The sequence below is a fragment of the Thermoactinomyces vulgaris genome (assembly GCF_005886755.1).
GTDB classification, from domain to species: domain Bacteria; phylum Bacillota; class Bacilli; order Thermoactinomycetales; family Thermoactinomycetaceae; genus Thermoactinomyces; species Thermoactinomyces vulgaris.
Window position 1 is genome coordinate 2,042,058 of the sequence record NZ_CP039710.1, and the last position, 19,348, is coordinate 2,061,405.

At 46.4% G+C, this 19,348-nt stretch carries 18 protein-coding genes and 1 riboswitch; of the genes, 6 read left to right on the forward strand and 12 right to left on the reverse strand.

Translation table 11 applies throughout. The features are described 5' to 3' along the window. Positions 1–161 precede the first annotated feature (161 nt). Positions 162–1,421: an aspartate kinase gene (locus tag FA954_RS10420; RefSeq protein WP_138615085.1), complete on the reverse strand. Its 1,260-nt coding sequence runs from the start codon at positions 1,419–1,421 to the stop codon at positions 162–164. A 112-nt stretch (positions 1,422–1,533) separates the two neighbouring features. Continuing rightward, a riboswitch (Lysine riboswitch) is annotated at positions 1,534–1,718 on the reverse strand. 195 nt (positions 1,719–1,913) lie between these two features. Here FA954_RS10420 and FA954_RS10425 point away from each other — a divergent pair. Continuing rightward, the gene (locus tag FA954_RS10425) at positions 1,914–2,087 is read left to right on the forward strand and encodes a twin-arginine translocase TatA/TatE family subunit (protein WP_121873957.1); all 174 of its coding nucleotides are present in this window, start codon (positions 1,914–1,916) and stop codon (positions 2,085–2,087) included. 4 nt (positions 2,088–2,091) lie between these two features. On the opposite strand, the gene FA954_RS10430 is transcribed toward FA954_RS10425, so the two are convergent. The 4 genes from FA954_RS10430 to uvrC form a co-directional block, all read right to left on the reverse strand. Next, a complete protein-coding gene (locus FA954_RS10430; protein WP_170151204.1) occupies positions 2,092–3,648 on the reverse strand; it encodes a phytoene desaturase family protein in 1,557 nt (518 codons plus the stop codon). An 8-nt stretch (positions 3,649–3,656) separates the two neighbouring features. Then, positions 3,657–4,418, reverse strand: coding sequence for a lysophospholipid acyltransferase family protein (locus FA954_RS10435; protein ID WP_170151203.1), 762 nt, complete (start codon positions 4,416–4,418; stop codon positions 3,657–3,659). Positions 4,419–4,622: 204 nt separating this feature from the next. After that, positions 4,623–5,120 (reverse strand): DnaD domain protein, encoded by a 498-nt coding sequence (locus FA954_RS10440; RefSeq protein WP_037993345.1) that lies wholly within the window; start codon positions 5,118–5,120, stop codon positions 4,623–4,625. Between the two features lie 72 nt (positions 5,121–5,192). Next, a complete protein-coding gene (gene uvrC / locus FA954_RS10445) occupies positions 5,193–6,905 on the reverse strand; it encodes an excinuclease ABC subunit UvrC (protein ID WP_244932716.1) in 1,713 nt (570 codons plus the stop codon). Between the two features lie 291 nt (positions 6,906–7,196). On the opposite strand from uvrC, the gene FA954_RS10450 reads away from it, so the two are divergent. Next, positions 7,197–7,964 (forward strand): hypothetical protein, encoded by a 768-nt coding sequence (locus FA954_RS10450; protein ID WP_062842882.1) that lies wholly within the window; start codon positions 7,197–7,199, stop codon positions 7,962–7,964. Between the two features lie 63 nt (positions 7,965–8,027). Here FA954_RS10450 and trxA read toward each other — a convergent pair whose 3' ends face one another. The 6 genes from trxA to FA954_RS10480 all read right to left on the reverse strand — a co-directional run bounded on the left by trxA (position 8,028) and on the right by FA954_RS10480 (position 14,474). Beyond that, on the reverse strand, positions 8,028–8,351 hold the full coding sequence (trxA, locus tag FA954_RS10455; protein ID WP_049719804.1) for a thioredoxin: 324 nt from the start codon (positions 8,349–8,351) through the stop codon (positions 8,028–8,030). 170 nt (positions 8,352–8,521) lie between these two features. Then, complete coding sequence (locus tag FA954_RS10460; RefSeq protein ID WP_037993353.1) at positions 8,522–9,508, reverse strand: electron transfer flavoprotein subunit alpha/FixB family protein; 987 nt, start codon at positions 9,506–9,508, stop codon at positions 8,522–8,524. Between the two features lie 19 nt (positions 9,509–9,527). After that, positions 9,528–10,307 (reverse strand): electron transfer flavoprotein subunit beta/FixA family protein, encoded by a 780-nt coding sequence (locus tag FA954_RS10465; protein WP_037993355.1) that lies wholly within the window; start codon positions 10,305–10,307, stop codon positions 9,528–9,530. Positions 10,308–10,337: 30 nt separating this feature from the next. Next, complete coding sequence (locus FA954_RS10470) at positions 10,338–10,922, reverse strand: fatty acid metabolism transcriptional regulator FadR (protein ID WP_037993357.1); 585 nt, start codon at positions 10,920–10,922, stop codon at positions 10,338–10,340. A 139-nt stretch (positions 10,923–11,061) separates the two neighbouring features. Then, positions 11,062–12,765: an AMP-binding protein gene (locus tag FA954_RS10475; RefSeq protein WP_037993359.1), complete on the reverse strand. Its 1,704-nt coding sequence runs from the start codon at positions 12,763–12,765 to the stop codon at positions 11,062–11,064. Between the two features lie 215 nt (positions 12,766–12,980). Beyond that, positions 12,981–14,474: a spore germination protein gene (locus FA954_RS10480; protein WP_037993360.1), complete on the reverse strand. Its 1,494-nt coding sequence runs from the start codon at positions 14,472–14,474 to the stop codon at positions 12,981–12,983. 98 nt (positions 14,475–14,572) lie between these two features. On the opposite strand from FA954_RS10480, the gene FA954_RS13725 reads away from it, so the two are divergent. The 4 genes from FA954_RS13725 (at position 14,573) to FA954_RS10495 (ending at position 18,164) form a co-directional block, all read left to right on the forward strand. Further along, positions 14,573–14,761 (forward strand): hypothetical protein, encoded by a 189-nt coding sequence (locus tag FA954_RS13725; RefSeq protein WP_037993363.1) that lies wholly within the window; start codon positions 14,573–14,575, stop codon positions 14,759–14,761. A 229-nt stretch (positions 14,762–14,990) separates the two neighbouring features. Further along, positions 14,991–16,310, forward strand: coding sequence for a helix-turn-helix domain-containing protein (locus FA954_RS10485; protein WP_049719803.1), 1,320 nt, complete (start codon positions 14,991–14,993; stop codon positions 16,308–16,310). Positions 16,311–16,489: 179 nt separating this feature from the next. Next, on the forward strand, positions 16,490–17,848 hold the full coding sequence (locus tag FA954_RS10490) for an RsmB/NOP family class I SAM-dependent RNA methyltransferase (protein ID WP_049720021.1): 1,359 nt from the start codon (positions 16,490–16,492) through the stop codon (positions 17,846–17,848). A gap of 121 nt (positions 17,849–17,969) precedes the next feature. Then, on the forward strand, positions 17,970–18,164 hold the full coding sequence (locus FA954_RS10495; RefSeq protein ID WP_037993365.1) for a hypothetical protein: 195 nt from the start codon (positions 17,970–17,972) through the stop codon (positions 18,162–18,164). Here the strand turns inward: FA954_RS10495 and FA954_RS10500 are convergent. Beyond that, positions 18,161–19,183: an aromatic acid exporter family protein gene (locus FA954_RS10500; protein ID WP_049719802.1), complete on the reverse strand. Its 1,023-nt coding sequence runs from the start codon at positions 19,181–19,183 to the stop codon at positions 18,161–18,163. The genes FA954_RS10495 and FA954_RS10500 overlap by 4 nt on opposite strands. Positions 19,184–19,348: the final 165 nt, after the last annotated feature.

A 19,348-nucleotide genomic window follows, 5' to 3' on the forward strand; every position in this document is an offset into this window, starting at 1 on the left:
GAAAACAAAGTCAATTTCCGGTCACAGCGCAAACCCATCCTCTTCCGCTGTGTTCTTATTTCATGATGAAGAAAAAACTGCATATTAAATATTATTCTATAAAAAACAGAGTAACCCTTTGCACGGGTCATCCGTTCATGAAAAAAGAGAGCCGATCAAGATCAGCTCTCTTTGGCCACTCCCTGCAGAACGGGTTCTTTCCCTTCGGTTTGATCCAACCCGAAAGCCGTATGAAGCCGGCGCACGGCTTTTAATGCCACTTCCCTGTCCACCACACAAGAAATTTTGATTTCAGATGTCGAAACCATTTTCACCCGGATTCCGGCTTCACTCAGCGTGGCAAACATTTTCGCGGCCACCCCCGGCTTCGTCATCATGCCCATCCCCACTGCAGACACCTTGGCAAGACCGGAATCGGAAATCAACTGGGCATAACCCAGGGAATCTTTTGCCGATTCTAATAATTCAATCGTTGCATCCTTTTCAGATTCTTGCACACTGAAAGCCACATCGATCTCCTTATGGTCATGTTCACTTTGCACAATAATATCTACATTGATATTCGCTTCACCGATGAGTCCGAATAATTGCGACAACATATTTTCGCGGTTGGGCAGGCCCAGCACTTTGATTCTTGCTACATCGAGATCATGAGCGATGCCCCGTACGTTTAATTCGTTTTCCACGGTTTTCTCCCCTTTCACCCATGTTCCGGGTTCATCCACAAAGCTGGAACGGACCACCAACCGGACTTGATGATGGAGCGCCGTTTCCACCGAACGCGGATGAAGAACGCCGGCTCCCAAGTGTGCCAGTTCGAGCATTTCTTCATAAGTGATTTCATCCATTTTCCGGGCGGCGGGCACCACCCGCGGGTCAGCTGTAAATACCCCGGTGACATCCGTGTAAATTTCGCAACAATCCGCCCCCAGGGCTGCCGCCAAAACAACCGCCGTTGTATCGGAACCGCCGCGTCCCAAAGTGGTGATCTCATGATCTGGGGAAATCCCCTGAAATCCTGCGACCACAACGACTTCACCCTGTTTCAGGCATTCAAGAACGGCTTCGGTGCGGACTTCTGTCACCCTCGCTTTACCATGCGCATCATCCGTTTGGATTCCAGCTTGCCACCCCGTCATGGATCTTGCTTTCAATCCCCGTTCTTTAAGCGCCATCGTCAACAAAGCGATGCTGACTTGTTCTCCTGTGGCCAAGAGCATATCCATTTCTCTCGGTTCCGGATGTGCACTAATCTCATTGGCCAGATGAACAAGCTCATCTGTGGATTTTCCCATCGCAGACACCACGATGACACACTGATGTCCCTGCCTTGCGGTTTCAGCAATCCGGTCAGCCACTTTATGGATTCTTCCCACATCGCCCACCGAAGTACCGCCAAACTTTTGCACAACGATCCCCATGGTTCCTCTCCTCTTTCCTCAGCTGGACTAAACTCGCTCAGAAAAAACAGAAGGCCACAGCAGAGATAGCTTGCTGTCGCCTTGGTTTCCAACGCTCCAGCCCGCATATTCCCTGCGGATTAGCTCTCCACAAAAGCCGTGGCTTCTGTGACAGTGTTGCCCCTGTTCGAGCACAACACCAGCTTGTGTTCAATCGGGATCTCCCACAAGCTTCGGCGGCATTTTCCTTTCCTTGTCCATCCTTGTGTCCCGACACTCCGGACAAGTACTCATAAAAGCCGCGCCTCTAGTCCACATGATCAGCGAGCAATATTTATTCATTGTCCTGATTTTTTACGATCTTACCATAACCGGGTTCCGGATTCAATCCATTCAAACACTTTTTTCTTTAAATCAAAGAAAAATCTTCACGGGAAACGGCTGACCAAAATGCATCACTGGTACAAGCCCGCTTGAAAGATTATAATAAACAACATAAAGGAGTGAAAGTTCATGGCAAACATCGGATTACCCGGACTGATCATTATTCTGGTTGTTGCCTTGTTAATGTTCGGGCCCAAAAAGCTGCCCGAGCTGGGAAGGGCCACCGGACAAACGTTGAAATCTTTCCGCGATGCCTTAAACGGCAAGGAAAAAGAAGAAGAAAAAAATCCTCAAAAGGATTAATCGTTCATTCCTTCTGCTGACTGGAAACCGGTGCCTTGTCAGCAGTTTTTATTTTGGAGGCACGACGGGCTTCTTTCTTTAATTGCTTTGCTTTCCGCTTTTCCTCCAATCCGATGAAGTATTCATGATCATCGCGAAGAATCCGTGCCACATGAAGCCCGCTTAAAGCCGAGGCAGAAACTCCTCCGTGGCCCGGATACGTCGTGGATCCCGTGTAATACAGGCATTGCACTTTTTTATCTTTCATGGGCGGACGGATCAAAGACCGGAAACCGTGAAAAGCCCGGCCGTTTAAGGCTCCGCCCTTGGCACCGGTTAATTCCTCCAGCTCAGCCGGCCCCATGATTTGCTCCGTTTCGATGTGATCTTTCAAATCTTTCAATCCCCATACTTTATCCAGCAAAAACAACAATCGTTCCCGGTAGGTTTCCATATTCTCCCGGCTTCCTGAGGGCACCGGCACCATCACCGTGAGATTGCCGGCTCCTTCCGGTGCGCGGTCCGGTTCGGACACACTGGAATTTCCGACATAGATAAGAGGAGACTCCGGCCATCTTTGTTGTTCAAAAATATCGATATACTGCCGGCCGACATCATCCGGATAAAAATAGTTGTGGTGCAACAATTGCGGATAGCTTTGCTTTACCCCGAGCAACCACAAAATCCCGGAACTGCTCATCCGCTCCGGTTTGTCTTCTTTCCTTCCCAGGAAGTATTTTTTCGTTACTTGCACGTCCACATTGCTGATGACAAAATCCGCTTCCCATTTTTCTCCGCCCGCCTTGACCCCTGACGCTTGTCCTTCTTTGACCAGGATCTCTTCCACCTCGCAAGAGGTATGTATCATCACCCCCACCTTTTCGGCCAACCGGACCAACGCTTCCACCAAACGCCGGTTCCCGCCTTCGACATAGCTTAACCCGTGCACCATCTCCAGATAACTTAAGATCGCCAACGCTGCAGGCGCCTGATAAGGAGAAGAACCCACGTACAGTGCATACCGGTTCATCATGGCGATCAGCCGGTGGTCCTTGAAGTAGCGGCGGTGAAAAGCATCCAGCGATTCAAACGGGCGGGCTTTCAAACCACGCCAAATCGCTTTGTTCCGGAAAAAATCGGTCCAACTGCGGTTGGGTTTTCGTATCACATAATCTTCAATCACTTCATACATCTGCTGCACTTCGGACAAATAATCAAAAAAACGGTTTTGCTCTTCCTGGGAAAAAGCTGTCAATTGTTCCATCATATAATCCGGATCGGCCGACAAATCAATGACCGTTTTATTATAAAAAAAATGGCGGCTGTTGACCGGAAGCGGAATAAAACGCAAGTCGGGATCCATTTCCTCTCCTGCTTCCCGGTAAACTTCCCCGATCACTTCCGGCATCATGACCGGCACGAATTCCCCATCAAAAAAGTAAGAATTCAGCTGAAAAGAACGACATCGCCCTCCCAACTCTTTTTGCTTTTCCAGCAAGGTGATTTCATAGCCATATGCCGCCAGCCGGATCGCGGCCACCAGTCCGGCAATCCCGCCTCCAATGACAATTCCCTTTTTCATGGAGTGTGTCACCCTTTCTTTATTTTCTGTATCCATTGTTCAATTTGCTTTTTCCAATCTTCTACCGGCGGCCACGGATGGTCCCCGGCCATGATTCCTGCCAGTACACACTCAAAATCGCCAAGATTTTCGGAAATGACCTGTTCCTTGACCATATCCAGATGATAGGTGAGTTCCTTGCTGCAGGCGGCAATCCATGCCCGGCGGTTTCCCTGTTCAAAAGTGGAAGGCACAATCGGTGCAGACAATTGGATGCAAGCTTCCGGAGAGGGTCCGGTCATGGAATAATAAAACGCAACCGGCACCACTTGCACATGTTTCACCTTTTCAAGCAATGAGCCCAGTCCCGGCAAAAAACGAAGCGGGCGAAAATCCGGATGTTTCACTTCTCCCTGCCCGAAAACCCAAAGCGAGCCAAATCTTCCATCCAGGATCTCTGCACCGTGTTCCAAAGCTTCTTGAATTTGTTGATAGGAATCCCCGTCAAAAGAGAGCACCTCTTCCTTCCCCAGCCATCCATACGTGTCGGTTTCCTGTTCATTGAGCAAAAAATAAGCATCTTGCCGCAAGTAATTCCGGCTGATCCACATGGCCAGGTAAAGATCCCACCAGCTTGCATGATTGGCCATATATAATGTAGGAATCGAAACGTTGATTTGTTCGCTGCATCGGACATACACACGGGCAAAGTGTTTTTTTAATTTCCTTGTCAAATAAACCTGCCAAACCCAATCGGCCACGAGGTTTTGTTCCCCGGATTTTTCCCTCATACGCATTTCTCCTTTCCCCGATTTTCTTCTGAAACAAACATAAGGATCTGTATCGAAAATGACGCCCTGTATACTTTCTTCGTAAACTCTTGTTCTTTTCGGCCGGGAAGACTTCCTGCCAAGCACCAGACCAATCAAGGATTATAACCGATTCACCCCAAAAAGAAAAAAGACCCCTGCAGGCCTTTTTCATCTTTTTCCTTTTTATTTCATCAGATTAGACAATCGTTTCAGATGTGATTCAATTTGATCCAATTGTTGATCCATGTTCAAAAAGGATTCTTTGATTTCCTTCCGCAACTCATGCAGCTGTCTGGCAAGCAAAGCAATATTGGTCTCCACATATTCCATATTGTATTCCCGGCTTTCCGGGTTGGAGGTGCGCGAAACATCAGGGGATGAAGACGGGTGTTTCCGCTTTTGCAAACTTTTCAAATAATGCAATGCTTCTTTTCCCGTGGAAATGTTTCTCCGGAATAAGTCTTCAGCCAGGTTGAGCACATCGGCACGGATGATCTTATAGTTATTTTCCAACATGCAAAATTCGAGTAAAACGTTGATGACCCCGTTGGAAAAAGAATACCTTTCTTTTAATTCATAAATCAACTGCACCATTTGTTTCGAAACAGCTTGTCCCCTTGAATATTGACGAAGAAAATAAACAGGATCCATGGCTTCAATTTTCTCATGAATGTCACGCACCAAGAAGTCCCCCTTACATCATCAAATGATCGATTGGTAAAAAAGATCCTCACCCTCCCGACGGCGAGGATCTTATTGGTTTAACTCCTTCAGAATGGTCCGGGCCAGCTGATCGCCAATACCCGCCTTCCGAAACTCTTCAATGGAAGCTTTTTTCATGTTTTCAATGGATCCAAAATGTTGATAAAGCAGTTGCTTTCGTTTCGGCCCGACTCCCTGGATTTTATCCAATTCGGATTGGAACATGCTTTTGCCGCGAACCTGCCGGTGAAACGTGATGGCAAAGCGGTGTACTTCTTCCTGAATGCGCTGGATCAGGAAAAAAGTGTCGCTTCCCCGCTCCAGCTTCACTTCCTCCACCGGATCCCCGGCCATCAGTTTGGCTGTTTGGTGTTTGTCATCTTTCACCATGCCGCCGACCGGGATAAACAATCCCAATTCGTTTTCCAACACATCCACGGCCGCATGGATTTGCGCTTTTCCGCCGTCCACCAAGACCAAATCCGGCAACGGACGGTTTTCTTTCAAAACGCGCGTATAACGGCGCCGGATCACTTCCCGCATGGTTTCCACGTCATTGGGGCCGGAAACGGTCCGGATCCGGTATTTGCGGTATTCTTTTTTGGCCGGTTTTCCATCGATAAAACATACCATCGCCGACACCGGATCGGTCCCTTGGATATTGGAGTTGTCAAATGCTTCAATCCGGCGGGGCAACCCGATGCCAAGCGCCCGGCTCAAACTTTCCAACGCATTCCACGTTTTTTGCTCGTCCCGCTCCAACAATTGGAAACGTTCTTTCAAGGCAATCTCCGCATTTTCGGTGGCCATGTTCACCAGATTCTTTTTGTTGCCGCGCCGGGGAACATGAATGTGAACTTCCGGAAGCATTTTTGTGAGAATATCCGGATCCACTCCTCGGGGCAAATGAATTTCTTTCGGGAGTGTAGGCATTTCGTGATAAAACTGGGCGACAAAAGAAACAAAATCTTCTTCTGCCTCGTGGTAGTGCGGAAACACCGATACTTCCCGTTCAATCAATTTTCCCTGGCGCACAAAAAACACCTGGACACACATCCAGCCCTTTTCCGCCGCATAGCCGAAGATGTCCAAATTCTGTTGAGCGGGAAGGACAATGTTTTGTTTTTCAATGGTTGAGTCAATATCCAAGAGCAGGTCCCGGTACTCTTTGGCTTGTTCGAACTCCAAGTTTTCCGCTGCTTCTTCCATTTTTCTTTGCAATTCTTTTTTCAGTTCCGTAACTCCCCCGTTTAAAAAGCGGACGATTTCCTTCGTTATTTTCTCGTAATCGTCCGGATCCACATCCATTTCACAAGGAGCCAGACATTGTCCCATATGGTAATACAGGCATACCCGTTTGGGGATGGTTTTGCACTTGCGCAGCGGAAACAAGCGGTCCAATAACTTTTTGGTGTGTTGAGCCGCTCCGGCATGGGGATAAGGTCCGAAGTATTTGGAACCATCCTTTTTTAAGTTCCGGGTCACTTCCAGGCGGGGATGTTTTTCTTTGGTCAGCCGGATGTAAGGGTACGATTTGTCATCTTTTAACATCACGTTATATTTCGGGCGGTGTTTTTTGATCAAATTCAACTCCAGAATCAAAGCCTCCACGTGATTGGACGTGACAATGTACTCAAAATCGGCGATATCCATCACCAAGCGTTGGGTTTTTCCGTCATGGCTCCCCGTAAAATAAGAACGAACCCGGTTTCGCAAATTTTTCGCCTTGCCGACGTAAATCACTTCCTGGTCTTGATTTAACATCAAGTAACAACCGGGTTTTTCCGGCAACAGAGACAGTTTGTCTTTTATCTCCAAACAAGTCCCCCCTCCTGGATTTAATTTCATTTATATCCATAAACATTTTTCTGTTTGCCAAGTTAACTATTTATAGTTTAGCATATTACCATTCGCTCCTCACGAAAAAAGATTGCGCATCTTCCGCACAGATCATTCATAAAATTCGAAATAAAACTTGAAAAAATACACAACATATTTTAGTATAAAGATCTGTACTGTCTCAATAAATACATAAATTTATGTAGGTGATTTGATATGTTTTTAAAAGACCAAGTCCAAAAAAACCTTTATCTGTCTTATCTGATTGTCTCCTTGCTCTTAGCGGTCTTTACATTTTTTATCAATGTGAATATCGATCCGGTAACCAAAGAACCAACAGCCTGGGCCTTTGTATTTATCATCATTTTAATCATATTAACTCCTGCCCTTAGCGGGGGAATTATGTCGGTGACCATTTCCGCTCACTATAAAAGTGAAGCTTCCGTTCAAGTTTTGCTTCAGGAAATGTTGCCGAATTACTGGAAAATTTTAAGACTCGGTTTATGTATTTATTTATTGTCCATTCCGGCTGTGCTGGTTACTTTTTTAGCGGTTTTTCTCTTTTTATTTTTTCCTCCGTTGGCAGTTTTGGCAGCCATATTGCTTTCAATTGGCTTGATTGCTTTGTTGTCTTATTTGTCTGTTCAATCTTCGGTTCTGGTTTTAAAAGACGGAATGAAGAGCTGGCAATCGATTAAACATGCCTTTGTTATGCTGAAAAAAGCTTTCACAAAAATTTTTCTTTCTCTTCTGACTGCATTTGGGTCCTACCTTGCTCTTTCAATTATTTTCTGGTTGGCGGGATCTTTGCTCATCATCGCCATTTACATGGTGTTTGGATTTTCGGACTCACATCCTGTTATCTTATGGATTGCAAGTTTGGTAGCACAACTTACAATCACCTTCCCGTCACTGTTTGCTTTATCCGTTTATGTCAAAAGATACAAAGACAAAATTGAACCGGAATTCAATCCGGCTGATTGAGAGGCCGTTTAAGATCATAAAAACAAAAGGCGATGCCAACCGGCATCGCCTGATGAACATCCATCAAACATATTCTTTCAACCAGGCTACCAATTGTTCTTTCGGTTGAGCCCCGACCATTTTGGAAACCATTTCCCCGTCTTTGAACACCATCAAAGTCGGCACACTCATGACTCCAAACTTCCCGGCCGTTTCAGGGCTGTTGTCCACATTCACTTTGGCAATTTTCAATTGGTCGCCCATTTCTTCATCCACTTTTTCCAATTCGGGTGCCAACATGCGGCACGGACCGCACCACGGAGCCCAAAAGTCAACCAAAACGGTCCCGGCTTCTTTGCTTTGTACTTCTTTATCAAAATTTTCATCGGTAATTTCCACGATTGCCATAAGTTACTGCCTCCTTATTTTGCTTGCGCATCATGATCCAAACCAAAAATATCTTTGGCTTTCACAGTGTAGTATACCACTTTAGAAAAAAAAGTACCAAGTCATTTTGTAAGTAAACCAAAAAAGAAGAGCACCACCCGTGTGCTCTTCTTTTTAAAACCAATCTTTTCTTATTGTTGTTCACCCAACAACTTTTTAAACTCTTCCGTCAGCATCGGAACCACTTCAAACAAGTCGCCGACGATGCCGTAATCCGCCACTTGGAAAATCGGAGCTTCCGGGTCTTTGTTGATTGCAACGATGACTTTGGAGTTGGACATCCCTGCCAGGTGCTGGATCGCTCCTGAAATTCCGCAGGCAATGTACAAATCGGGGGTCACCACTTTACCGGTTTGGCCGATTTGCAACGCATAGTCACAATATCCGGAATCGCAAGCCCCCCGGGAAGCGCCGACGGCTCCTCCCAATACATCCGCCAGCTCGTACAAGGGTTTGAATCCTTCCTCGCTTTTCACCCCGCGACCGCCGGAGACGACCACGCGTGCTTCGGTCAAATCCACGCCATCCGAAGCTTTTTTAACCACATTTTTAACAATGGTCCGCAATAAATCTTTATCCAGATCCACGCTGAGCGCCTCAACATCCGGCGTGCGGCTGGTATCCGGCTCTTCCTGAGGAATATTGTTGGGACGGAATGTTGCAAAGATCACGCCGTCTTTCACCACTTTTTTCACAAACGCTTTCCCAGCGTAGATGGGGCGGGTGAAGACAATGTTTCCATCTTCCACCTCAATATTGGTGCAATCGCTGATCAACCCGTAACCCAAACGGGCCGCAATCCGCGGGCACAAATCTTTTCCCACCGCCGTGTGGCCGGTAAAAATCACATCCGGGTTGACATGCTCAATCACTTTTTTAAAGGCTTGGAAATATGCATCTGTAGTATATTGATCCAATTCGCCGTTTTCCACAACGATCACTTTATCGGCGCCATGATGAGCCAGCGGTTCGGCCAAATCTTTGGCAAAACTTCCGAATACCGTGGCGGTTACCGTCCCGCCTTCTGCCACCTGTTTTGCCGCTGCCAGCGATTCAAATGTCACATTTCTGAGTTTCCCCTCACGCACGTCTGCAAGAACCAATACATGTTTGCTCATGATTCGCTCCTCCTCGCTGTTAAATCACCTTTGCTTCAGAGTGCAACAATTGAACCAATTCTTTTACCTGATCTTCCAACTCGCCTTCCAAAATTTTTCCTGCTTGTTTTTTGGGCGGCAGGAATACTTCCGTCGTTTCGGTTTTGGCCTGAATTTCTTCTTCTTCCAGGTCCAAATCATCCAAATCCAAACGGGAAAGCGGTTTCTTTTTGGCTTTCATGATTCCGGGAAGCGAAGGATAACGAGGATCATTCAATCCTTGCTGTGCCGTCACCAAAATCGGGAGGGTTGATTCGATGTATTCAACATCCCCTTCCACGTCTTTTTCCACTGAAACTTTTTCGCCCTCAATTTCCAATTTGGTAATGGTGGAAATATGGGGAATCCCGAGCAATTCAGCCAGTCTGGGCCCCACTTGGGCAGACCCGTCATCCACAGCCATGTATCCACACAAAATAAGGTCATATTCCAGGTCTTCTTCTTCGATCGTCGCAGCCAGGATTTGAGCAACGGAATGTTCATCCAGTTCTACATCCAGATCTTCGGTATCGACAATGACTCCTTTGTCCGCCCCCATGGCCATGGCGGTGCGAAGTGCTTGTTCAGCCCGTTCCGGACCAATGGTGATGACCGTCACTTCCCCGCCGTGTTCTTCTTTCAGGCGGACGGCTTCTTCCACCGCATATTCATCATAAGGGTTGATCACAAACTCGACGCCATCCTCACTGATCTGACCATTTTCAATCGTGATTTTTTCTTCGGTGTCAAACGTCTGCTTGAGACAAACGAGAATGTTCATCTTCCACTCCCCCTTGTTGTCGGCTGTTTTTTATTTCTTCATCCCATGAATGAATAAACGGTGAATCTCGTTGATCTGGTCCAACAGGCTGTATTTAAAACCATTCATAATCCAAGATGTCACCGTTTCATCCAAGGTTCCAAACACCATTCTGCGGGCAATCCGCACATCCAGATCTTCGTGAAACACACCTGTCTTTTTACCGTTTAAAATGACATTGTCAATGATATCCAAGTACCTTTTTAAAATATTGTTGATTCCTTTTCGCACTTCCGGATTGGACTGCCTCAGTTCGATTTGGGTAACCAGTGCCAATTTGCGGTCTTTTTCCAAGTTTTCGAAATGGAGTTTGATCAAATGGTACAGTTGCTCTTCAGGGGATGTGATTTGGCTCAATTCTTTTTCGGCCTGGCTGATAAAAGAACCCATTTTTTCATCAAACAGTGAAACCAAGACATCATCCTTGTTTTCAAAATAAAGATAGATGGTACCGTCAGCCACCTTGGCTTCACGGGCAATTTTAGATATCTGGGCATTATGATAACCATATTCGGCAATCACTCTTACTGCAGCATCAATGATTGCTTCATATTTTTCCCCGGTTCTTTTTGCCATCTTTCCATATCCTCTCCGGCTTTTATGAATGACTATTCATTCAATTTTTAGTTTAGGATAACCGCTTTCAATTGTCAATTGATTTGAACAGATTTTATTATATCAAATTAATCCTATTATAGAAATTTTCAAGATAAATTTATGCATTTTTCTTGGTTAATTGGGAAGACCGTTCTTTTTCTTCATCCATCAACACCCGCCGCAACACTTTTCCGATGGAGCTTTTGGGCAATTCCTTGCGGAACTCATACAAGCGGGGGACTTTAAATTTGGCCAGCCGTTCGCGGCAGAACCGGTCCAATTCCTTTTCGGTCACCGAATACCCTTCTTTTAAAACGATGAATGCTTTCACCGTCTCGCCCCGGTAATCATCTTTCACGCCGATGACCGCTGCTTCTTTGACCGCTTCATGTTCGTACAGGATATCTTCGACTTCCCGGGGATAAATGTTAAACCCGCCTGCAATGATGACATCTTTCTTCCGGTCAAGAATATAGAAATAACCGTCTTCATCCATTTTGGCAATATCCCCTGTACACATCCATCCGTCTTTCAACACTTTCTCCGTTTCATCCGGACGGTTCCAATACCCTTTCATCACTTGCGGACCTTTGACTTGCAATTCCCCCTCATGTCCGGGAGGAAGCACTTCTCCTGTTTCAATGTCAACAATTCTCGCATCGGTATCCGGCCAAGGCAAACCGATGGTTCCGCTTTTTTTGCGGTCCCACAACAAATTGGCATGGGTTACCGGGGAAGTTTCCGTCATTCCGTATCCTTCCACCAACAAGCCACCGGACAACTCTTCAAACTTTTCCTGAACCTCCAGCGGAAGCGGTGCCGAACCGCTCAAGCAAGCATCCACCGAGGACAAATCGTATTGACTGATCTTGGGATGATTGATCAGCCCCACATACATCGTGGGAGCCCCGGGGAAAAAGGTGGGTTTGTGTTCTTGAATCTTTTTCAACACGAGATCCGTGTCAAACTTAGGAATCAAAATGATTTTTGCTGCCATTTTCATTCCCAGGTTCATCACGGTGGTCATGCCATACACATGAAAAAACGGCAAAGCCCCGACAAAGGATTGCGGCTCGGTTCGTTTGGTCTTATACAACCACGCTTCGGCCTGGCAACAGTTTGCCACCAGATTGCGATGGGTCAACATCGCCCCTTTCGCAAACCCTGTCGTCCCTCCGGTATATTGGAGCAACGCAATGTCATCCACTGACTCAAAAACCGGCTCCATCGGCTCGGGATCCGACTTTTTCAAAAGAGAAACAAAAGAATACGTGTCCCCGCCATAGTTAACGCTTACACTTTCGCCCGCAAGTTTGGATTTAAGCTGAAACAGCCAGTTTTTCGGAACAGGCAGATAATCGCACAACCGGGTTACGATCACCCGTTTCAGTTTTGTTTCCGGTTTTACTTCCTGCACCCTCGGCCACACCAAATCCAGGCAGACAATCGTTGTGGCCCCGGAGTCAGCCAATTGGTGCTTCAGTTCTGTTTTCATATATAACGGATTAATTTGAACCACAATTCCGCCGACCATCAAGACCGCATAATAAGCAATGATTCCCTGAGGCGTGTTTGGGAGCATGATGCCCACACATTCCCCTTTTTGCACTCCCAATTCTTTCAAAGCGGCGGCAAACCGATAAACTTCATCCAACAACTCCCGAAACGTCATACTTTTCCCCATAAAATCAAAGGCATCCCGCTCTGGATAATCTTTTGCGGCATCAAGCAGAAACTGTGTTAACGGAACTTCAGGATAGTCCAAAGTTGCTGGAACTTCCGGAGGATAATGACGAAGCCATATTTTTTCTTTTTCAGCCATCTGAACTCCTCCTTTTTCGACTGAATAGTCATTCATAATTTTATATATTTTTATAATAAAAAATAATTAACTAAAAGTTATTTTATCTAATTTCACGTTATTTTTAAAGATTAGTTTTTTGGAAATATTCGATATCTGTGTGTTTTTTTGCCATAAAAAAGGCAAGGCGTCTCCCTGCCTTGCAAAATTTCTTTGTGTTTGAGCCAAAACCCCCGTCATGTTTCCGGCTTTGCCTGCCGATCCGGATCTTGCGGAGCAATGCCGCTGGGTCTTTTCGTTTTGTTGGGCATGGGTGTCCGGATCAAAATATCCAGCATGGCCTTTCCGTTAAACGGAATCAACGGCCATAAATAAGGGGTTACCAATACTTCAATCCGTGCCAGCCAGACAATCCAGGCGATGCAGGCAATGATAAATCCGGCCCATCCAAAGAGTGCCGCTGCGACCAACAATCCGAAGCGGACCATTTTGTTTGCCATCCCCATCTCATAACTGGGGGACGCAAACGTTCCGATCACTGCCAATGAAACATACAGAACCACTTCCGGAATGAACCATCCGATTTTGATCCCGATCTCTCCCAATAAAACGCCGGCTATCAATCCCATCGCCGTCGCCAGCGGAGAAGGGGTGTGGATGGAAGCCATCCGCAAAATTTCCACCCCGGTCTCCGCAATGAGAATTTGAACAAAAAGCGGAATGTCCGCGGTGTTTTGCACGGCAAGAAATTGAAGAAAAGAAGGAAGGGATTCGGGACGCGTGGAAAGCAAATACCAAAGCGGCAACAAAAAAATCGAAACACCCATCGCCAGAAACCGGATCAAGCGTAAAAATGCACCGACCACCGGTTGTTGCCGGTACTCCTCTGCATGCTGCAGATGATGAAAAAATGTGGATGGGGTGATCATCACACTGGGAGACGTATCCACATAAATCAGCACATGCCCTTCCATCAGGTGAACCGCCGCCACATCGGGGCGCTCCGTAAAGCGCACCATCGGATAAGGATTCCAATAACGTTTAAACAAATGCTCTTCCAATGTTTTTTCCGCCATGTGCAAACTGTCTGTATCAATCTTTTGAATCGCCTCCCGCAACTCATTCACCACGCGGGGATCCGCCAAATCTTCCACATACGAAAGGCAGACATCGGTTTTTGACCGTCGCCCGACTTGCATGTGTTCCATCCGCAATCCGGGATCCCGCACATGCCGGCGTGTCAAAGCCGTGTTAAAAATCAGCGTTTCGACAAACCCGTCTCTGGCGCCCCTGACCACTCTCTCAATATCCGGCTCCTCGGGACCGCGTGCCGGATAAGTCCGGGCATCAATGATGACGGCTGACGATTCGCCTTCAATCAACATGGCGGTGGCACCGGACAACACCGAAGTGACGATTTGCTTCACCTGATCGGTCAATTCCGCTTCCACATAGGCGATTTCCCTCTTCAACAGCCGTTGCAAAGCATCGGTCTTCAAATCTTCCGCCCTCAAATCGGCGAGGCGGTCCATGATGTAATTCATGATTTCATCCTTCACAAAACCGTCCACAAAATAGAAGGCGCATGCTTTTTTTCCATAAGTCATCGGACGGCAAATCATATCAAAACTTTGACCGACTCCCAAAATCTCATTCAACATTTCGGTGTTTCGTTCCAAATCCTTATGAAGCGATGCATGCTCCCACCACTGGGTTTTGAGCTCACTCATCCGAAATCCACCTTTTCGATTGTCTGCATCCAGTCTCCATTATTGCCCGGCTCCGAAAGAGTTAGACCCCGGCGGAATCCAAAGATTTTTTAACCCGGATGACTGGATTCCCGGATCTAAAAATCAACCGATACGGAGCGTTTGAGCTGCACGATGATCCGTCCCGCATCCGATTAAGCGAAGCTCATTCAGCTTATCAGTGGATCTCCGAAGGGGAAGTCCAACATTACCTCCTGAGCGAGGAAACCAAGGATTCCATCTTGCGGGGCTTTCATCTGTCCGGGTGACAAGCGGTCTTTCCGGCACATCACGGATGAAGCCCGGATTCGTTACAACATCGTTTATTTCATTAAAGTTCCATGATTTTTAAATGAGTGCCATCCCGCAAAAACCGCATGAACTCCTCCATCGAATAAAAAAGCCATTGATTAAACCTTAAAAATTTATACCCCTGCGAAGAAAATATATAGACAAATATGATATTTCAAAATATGATAGAGGCAAGAGGTGATCTTTTTGAACGAACTTGATTTAAAAGTTTTGGGAGAAGCTTTGCGAAAAGTCCGCAAAAAGCGGGGACTCAGACTGGTGGATTTGGAGGATGATCAAATTTCATTCGCCACCATCTCCAGCATTGAGCGCGGCGTTCCCACCGTCAAACCGCAGAACCGGCTTTATTATTGCCAAAAACTCGGATTTGACGTTTCCCAACTTCCCTCCCTGATTCATCAGGAAAACGGCGAGCGCAATAAAACGGAAAACTTGCTCTTTTTAATTGAAACCTGTATACGTTTGGATTGCGATGCAGCTTTGGAACAGCTCCGCAAATTGCAATCCCAAGGAAAAGAATATTATTTAGACAAGATTTATTATTTAAAAGGCTTGTGCTATGTGAAGAAAAATAAACTAAAAAAAGCGGAACATTTTTTTCTCCAATCCATCCATGCCATCGAAAAGAAAAATCACGCCTCCGACTCCCATATCAAATCGGCTTGCCTGTATGAACTGGGGCAAATATATTACCTCCGGGATCATTTATATAAAGCGCTGGATTATAACGAACAAGGGCTGAACGCCTTTCAACCGGGAGAAAACCCTTCCGATCTTTATGATTATTTAATGATTGCCAAAGCCACATATCTGGAAAAACTGTACCGGACTGATGAAGCTTTGCAAATATTGAATGAATTATGGGAAAGAATCGGACAAATCAACAGCCTGAAAGTCAAACTATATATGTATGAATTAAAAGCTGCTTTGTTAAATAAAAAGAAAAAATATGATGAAGCCTTAAAATACGCCCGGGAAGGACTACATATCGCGCGTACAAACGGCGCACACGAACAGGCGGTCGAATTGTTGACTGTTTGGGGAAACATCCTACAAAACGCCAATGACTACCAGACTGCCGAAAATTGTTATCAACTGGCTCTCCGCTTGGAAAACAAGCTGAAAGACAAAAAAGTTTTACTCGTGTCAACCCTGACCCGGCTCGGGAAATTATACAGCAAGATGAACAAAAGCCGCGAAGCATACCTCAGCTTGTCAACGGCTGTGGAACGCGGAAAAAAATATAATGACTCCCATCGCTACTGTGAATCGTTAATGGCTTTGGGCGATTATTACATTGAAAACGGACAATATCCGAAAGCCGTCGATCCTTACGAAGAAGCCTTGCACATCGCCAGTTCCTGCAACTTTACCCGGCTCATGGAAAAGGCCTTGCTCAATTTATCCGAATGCTGGAATAAATTGGGAGAAAAAGAAAAATACATAAAAATGCTGGGTGAATTGCAACAACTCCGGTTACGGGATCTGGAAGTCATGGAAGTGTAAATGCAATTTCCTTCACTGCGGCATCCCCCCTTTGGAAGAATGAGTTTCCTTTACCGGGGGATGCTATTTTCATCACCGGATTTTTCATCTGTGGTATAATAGTGCCTGATTTTTTGGATGGAGCTTAACTTTAAGGAGGAAATACTGTGCAATCTCTTCCGCAAGACTTCTTGGAACTGATGAAATCCCTGTTGGACGATGAATATCCGGCATTCCTCAAAACTTATGAATCAGCTCCGGTTCGCAGTTTACGTGTCAACACGTTGAAAACCGGACACCTCTCCTTCCCGGAAAAAGTTCCTTTCCGGCTGGAACCGGTTCCATGGTGCCCGCCGGCTTTTTATTATGACCACGAACGGGACCGTCCGGGGAAACACGTTTACCATGCAGCCGGTTTATACTACATTCAAGATGCCAGCGCGATGGCTCCGGCAGAAGCCCTTTCCGCCAAGCCGGGAGAAAAAATTTTGGATTTGTGCGCCGCTCCGGGAGGAAAAACCACACAGCTGGCCTCCCAGATGCAAGGAGAAGGGGTCCTGGTTGCCAATGAAATTGACGGCAAACGGATCAAAGCCTTGGTGGAAAACCTGGAACGCTGCGGAGTTACCAATGCCGTCATTCTGAATGAAACCCCCGCCCATCTGGCAGCCCGTTTCCCCCAATATTTCGACGGCATTTTGATTGATGCCCCTTGTTCTGGAGAAGGCATGTTCCGGAAAGACCCTGAAACCGCCACCCGCTGGAGCCTGAAAGCGGTTGAGAAATGCGCGGAATTACAATATGAAATTCTCACTGCCGCTGCCCCGATGTTGCGTCCGGGCGGCCGGTTGGTCTATTCGACATGTACGTTCAACCCGACGGAGAATGAGCAAGTCATCGCATCCTTTTTAGAAAATCATCCAGGTTTTGAGATCAAATCGATCCAAGCGGCTCCCCACTATCAACCGGCACGTCCCGATTGGGCAGGCAACCGGGTGCCTGCATTAAATCAAGCATGCCGCCTTTGGCCTCATCACTTGAAAGGAGAAGGCCACTTTGTCGTGCTTTTGGAAAAAAAAGAAGATCAGGAAAGCAGAAAAGCCCGGCCCGGCAAATACCCGCCCGTTCCACAACCGGCGGCAAAAGTGTGGAAATCCTTCATTCAGGAAACTTACAACCAAACGGATCTTTCAGAAGGGACTTTCACCATGTACGGCGATCATCTTTATCAAGTACACCCGGATCTCCCTTCATTAAAAGGTTTGCGGGTGGAAAGGCCCGGCAGATACCTGGGGCAGGCCAAACGCAGCCATTTTGTGCCTTCCCACGCCTTGGCACTCTCCAGCCTTCCGGAACAGGTGAAACAAACCTGTGATTTTCAAGCGGATGATCCCGATCTTCTTCTGTATTTGCAGGGAGAAGCCTTGCCGAGCGATCTGGCCAAAGGCTGGACGCTGGTCACGGTGGACGGATATCCGCTGGGCTGGGGAAAAGTTTCCGGCCGTTTATTGAAAAACCATTATCCCAAATGGTTACGCTGGGATCGCACATTGAAATAAAAAAAGACGGGAGATATCCCCCGTCTTTTTTTATTTTTAATCATAAATCCCCTTTTGTCTCACATAGGTTACGGTAGATGAATCATTTTAAAGAGACAGAACCCAGGGAGGGGTTGCCCCGGTGGAAAAAAAGCCGTCCGATACCTGGCCGAAATATCTTCCCTACACCCAGGTGGCCATGGGAATGATTCAACCTGAATGGTTGTTTATGTCACATTTTTTTGAGGACCCGGAAGAAGAGGAAGAGCAAGAACCGCCACCTCCGGCTGTCAAACCCCGCAACATCCGGATCAATATCCGTCCCCGCAGACGCTAGCCTTGTGACTTTTTCTTCCACCTGACCACCGGGAACAGGCGAAAAGGCCTTTTTTCTTTTTGTTTTTTCTCTCCTTTTTCCTTCCATAATTTCTTCTTAATCATCAAGTAGCGGCGCATTTCATTGATAAAATACAGATAAGCGGCATGCGTTTCAAATTCTTCTTTTGTCGCAGGCAAAGGAGAATTATGAAAACTTTCCCTGATCTCTTGCAACCGGTCTAGGAACACTTGTGAGGAATCGCCGTAATGAATGGCATCCGCTACATCCTCCAGAAATCCGGCAATCATTTGCCCCTGTTCACTGCTGTTGTTTAAAGTGGAAACGGTCAGCGCAATCCGTTCCAAAACTTCAAACTGTCGCTCTCTCATTTCAAAATACTGGTAATAATCAAGAGCTGATCCGTTGAATTGATTTTCGATATCCCTGACAGCCAGCTCTTTGGCTTCCTTTAACCATTGCGCCGTCTCCGTGATTTGTTTCCCGTCCCAATACCGCTCGGGTTCACGGAGATAAGCGGCAAATTCCCGCAAGATAATCTTAAAATTTTCTTCGATTTTGTGCCGGTACGCTTTCAGCTCTTTTTCCGCACTGGGAATGTATGCATTGAGCAGAACCGCCATGCCGATTCCGATCACCAATAACATGATTTCATTGACGATGATCTCCACATTGACATCTTTCAACAAATAAAGATGCAGGATAACCACCGCACTGGATACAATCCCGTCTTTAATATTTAAATAAACATTCATCGGAATCAACACGAGCAACAATAAGGTCAACGTCCAGGTATGATAACCAATCCATTCAAAAAAGACGGCTGAAATCCCCAATCCCGCCAAAGAGCCGAAAAAACGTTCCCATGCCGTTTGATAAGATTGCTTCTTTGTCGTTTTAATGCAAATCATCGTAATGATTCCGGCTGCCGTATAATATTGCAGTCCCATCCATTGCGCAATGGAAATGGATAACGCAATGCCGATCGCCGTTTTAATGGTTCGGTATCCGATTATCATGCACACTCACTCTTTTATTTTTCTGATCTTGAATCACTATATACCATCATATGACGGCAGTGCCCAAGGTGCAAGCAAAACCGGCAATCAAAAATGCGCTGAACAGTTCGAAGCCGGCAGACGCGACTTTGTGACAAAAACATCAACGATACGGACCATGTTTCT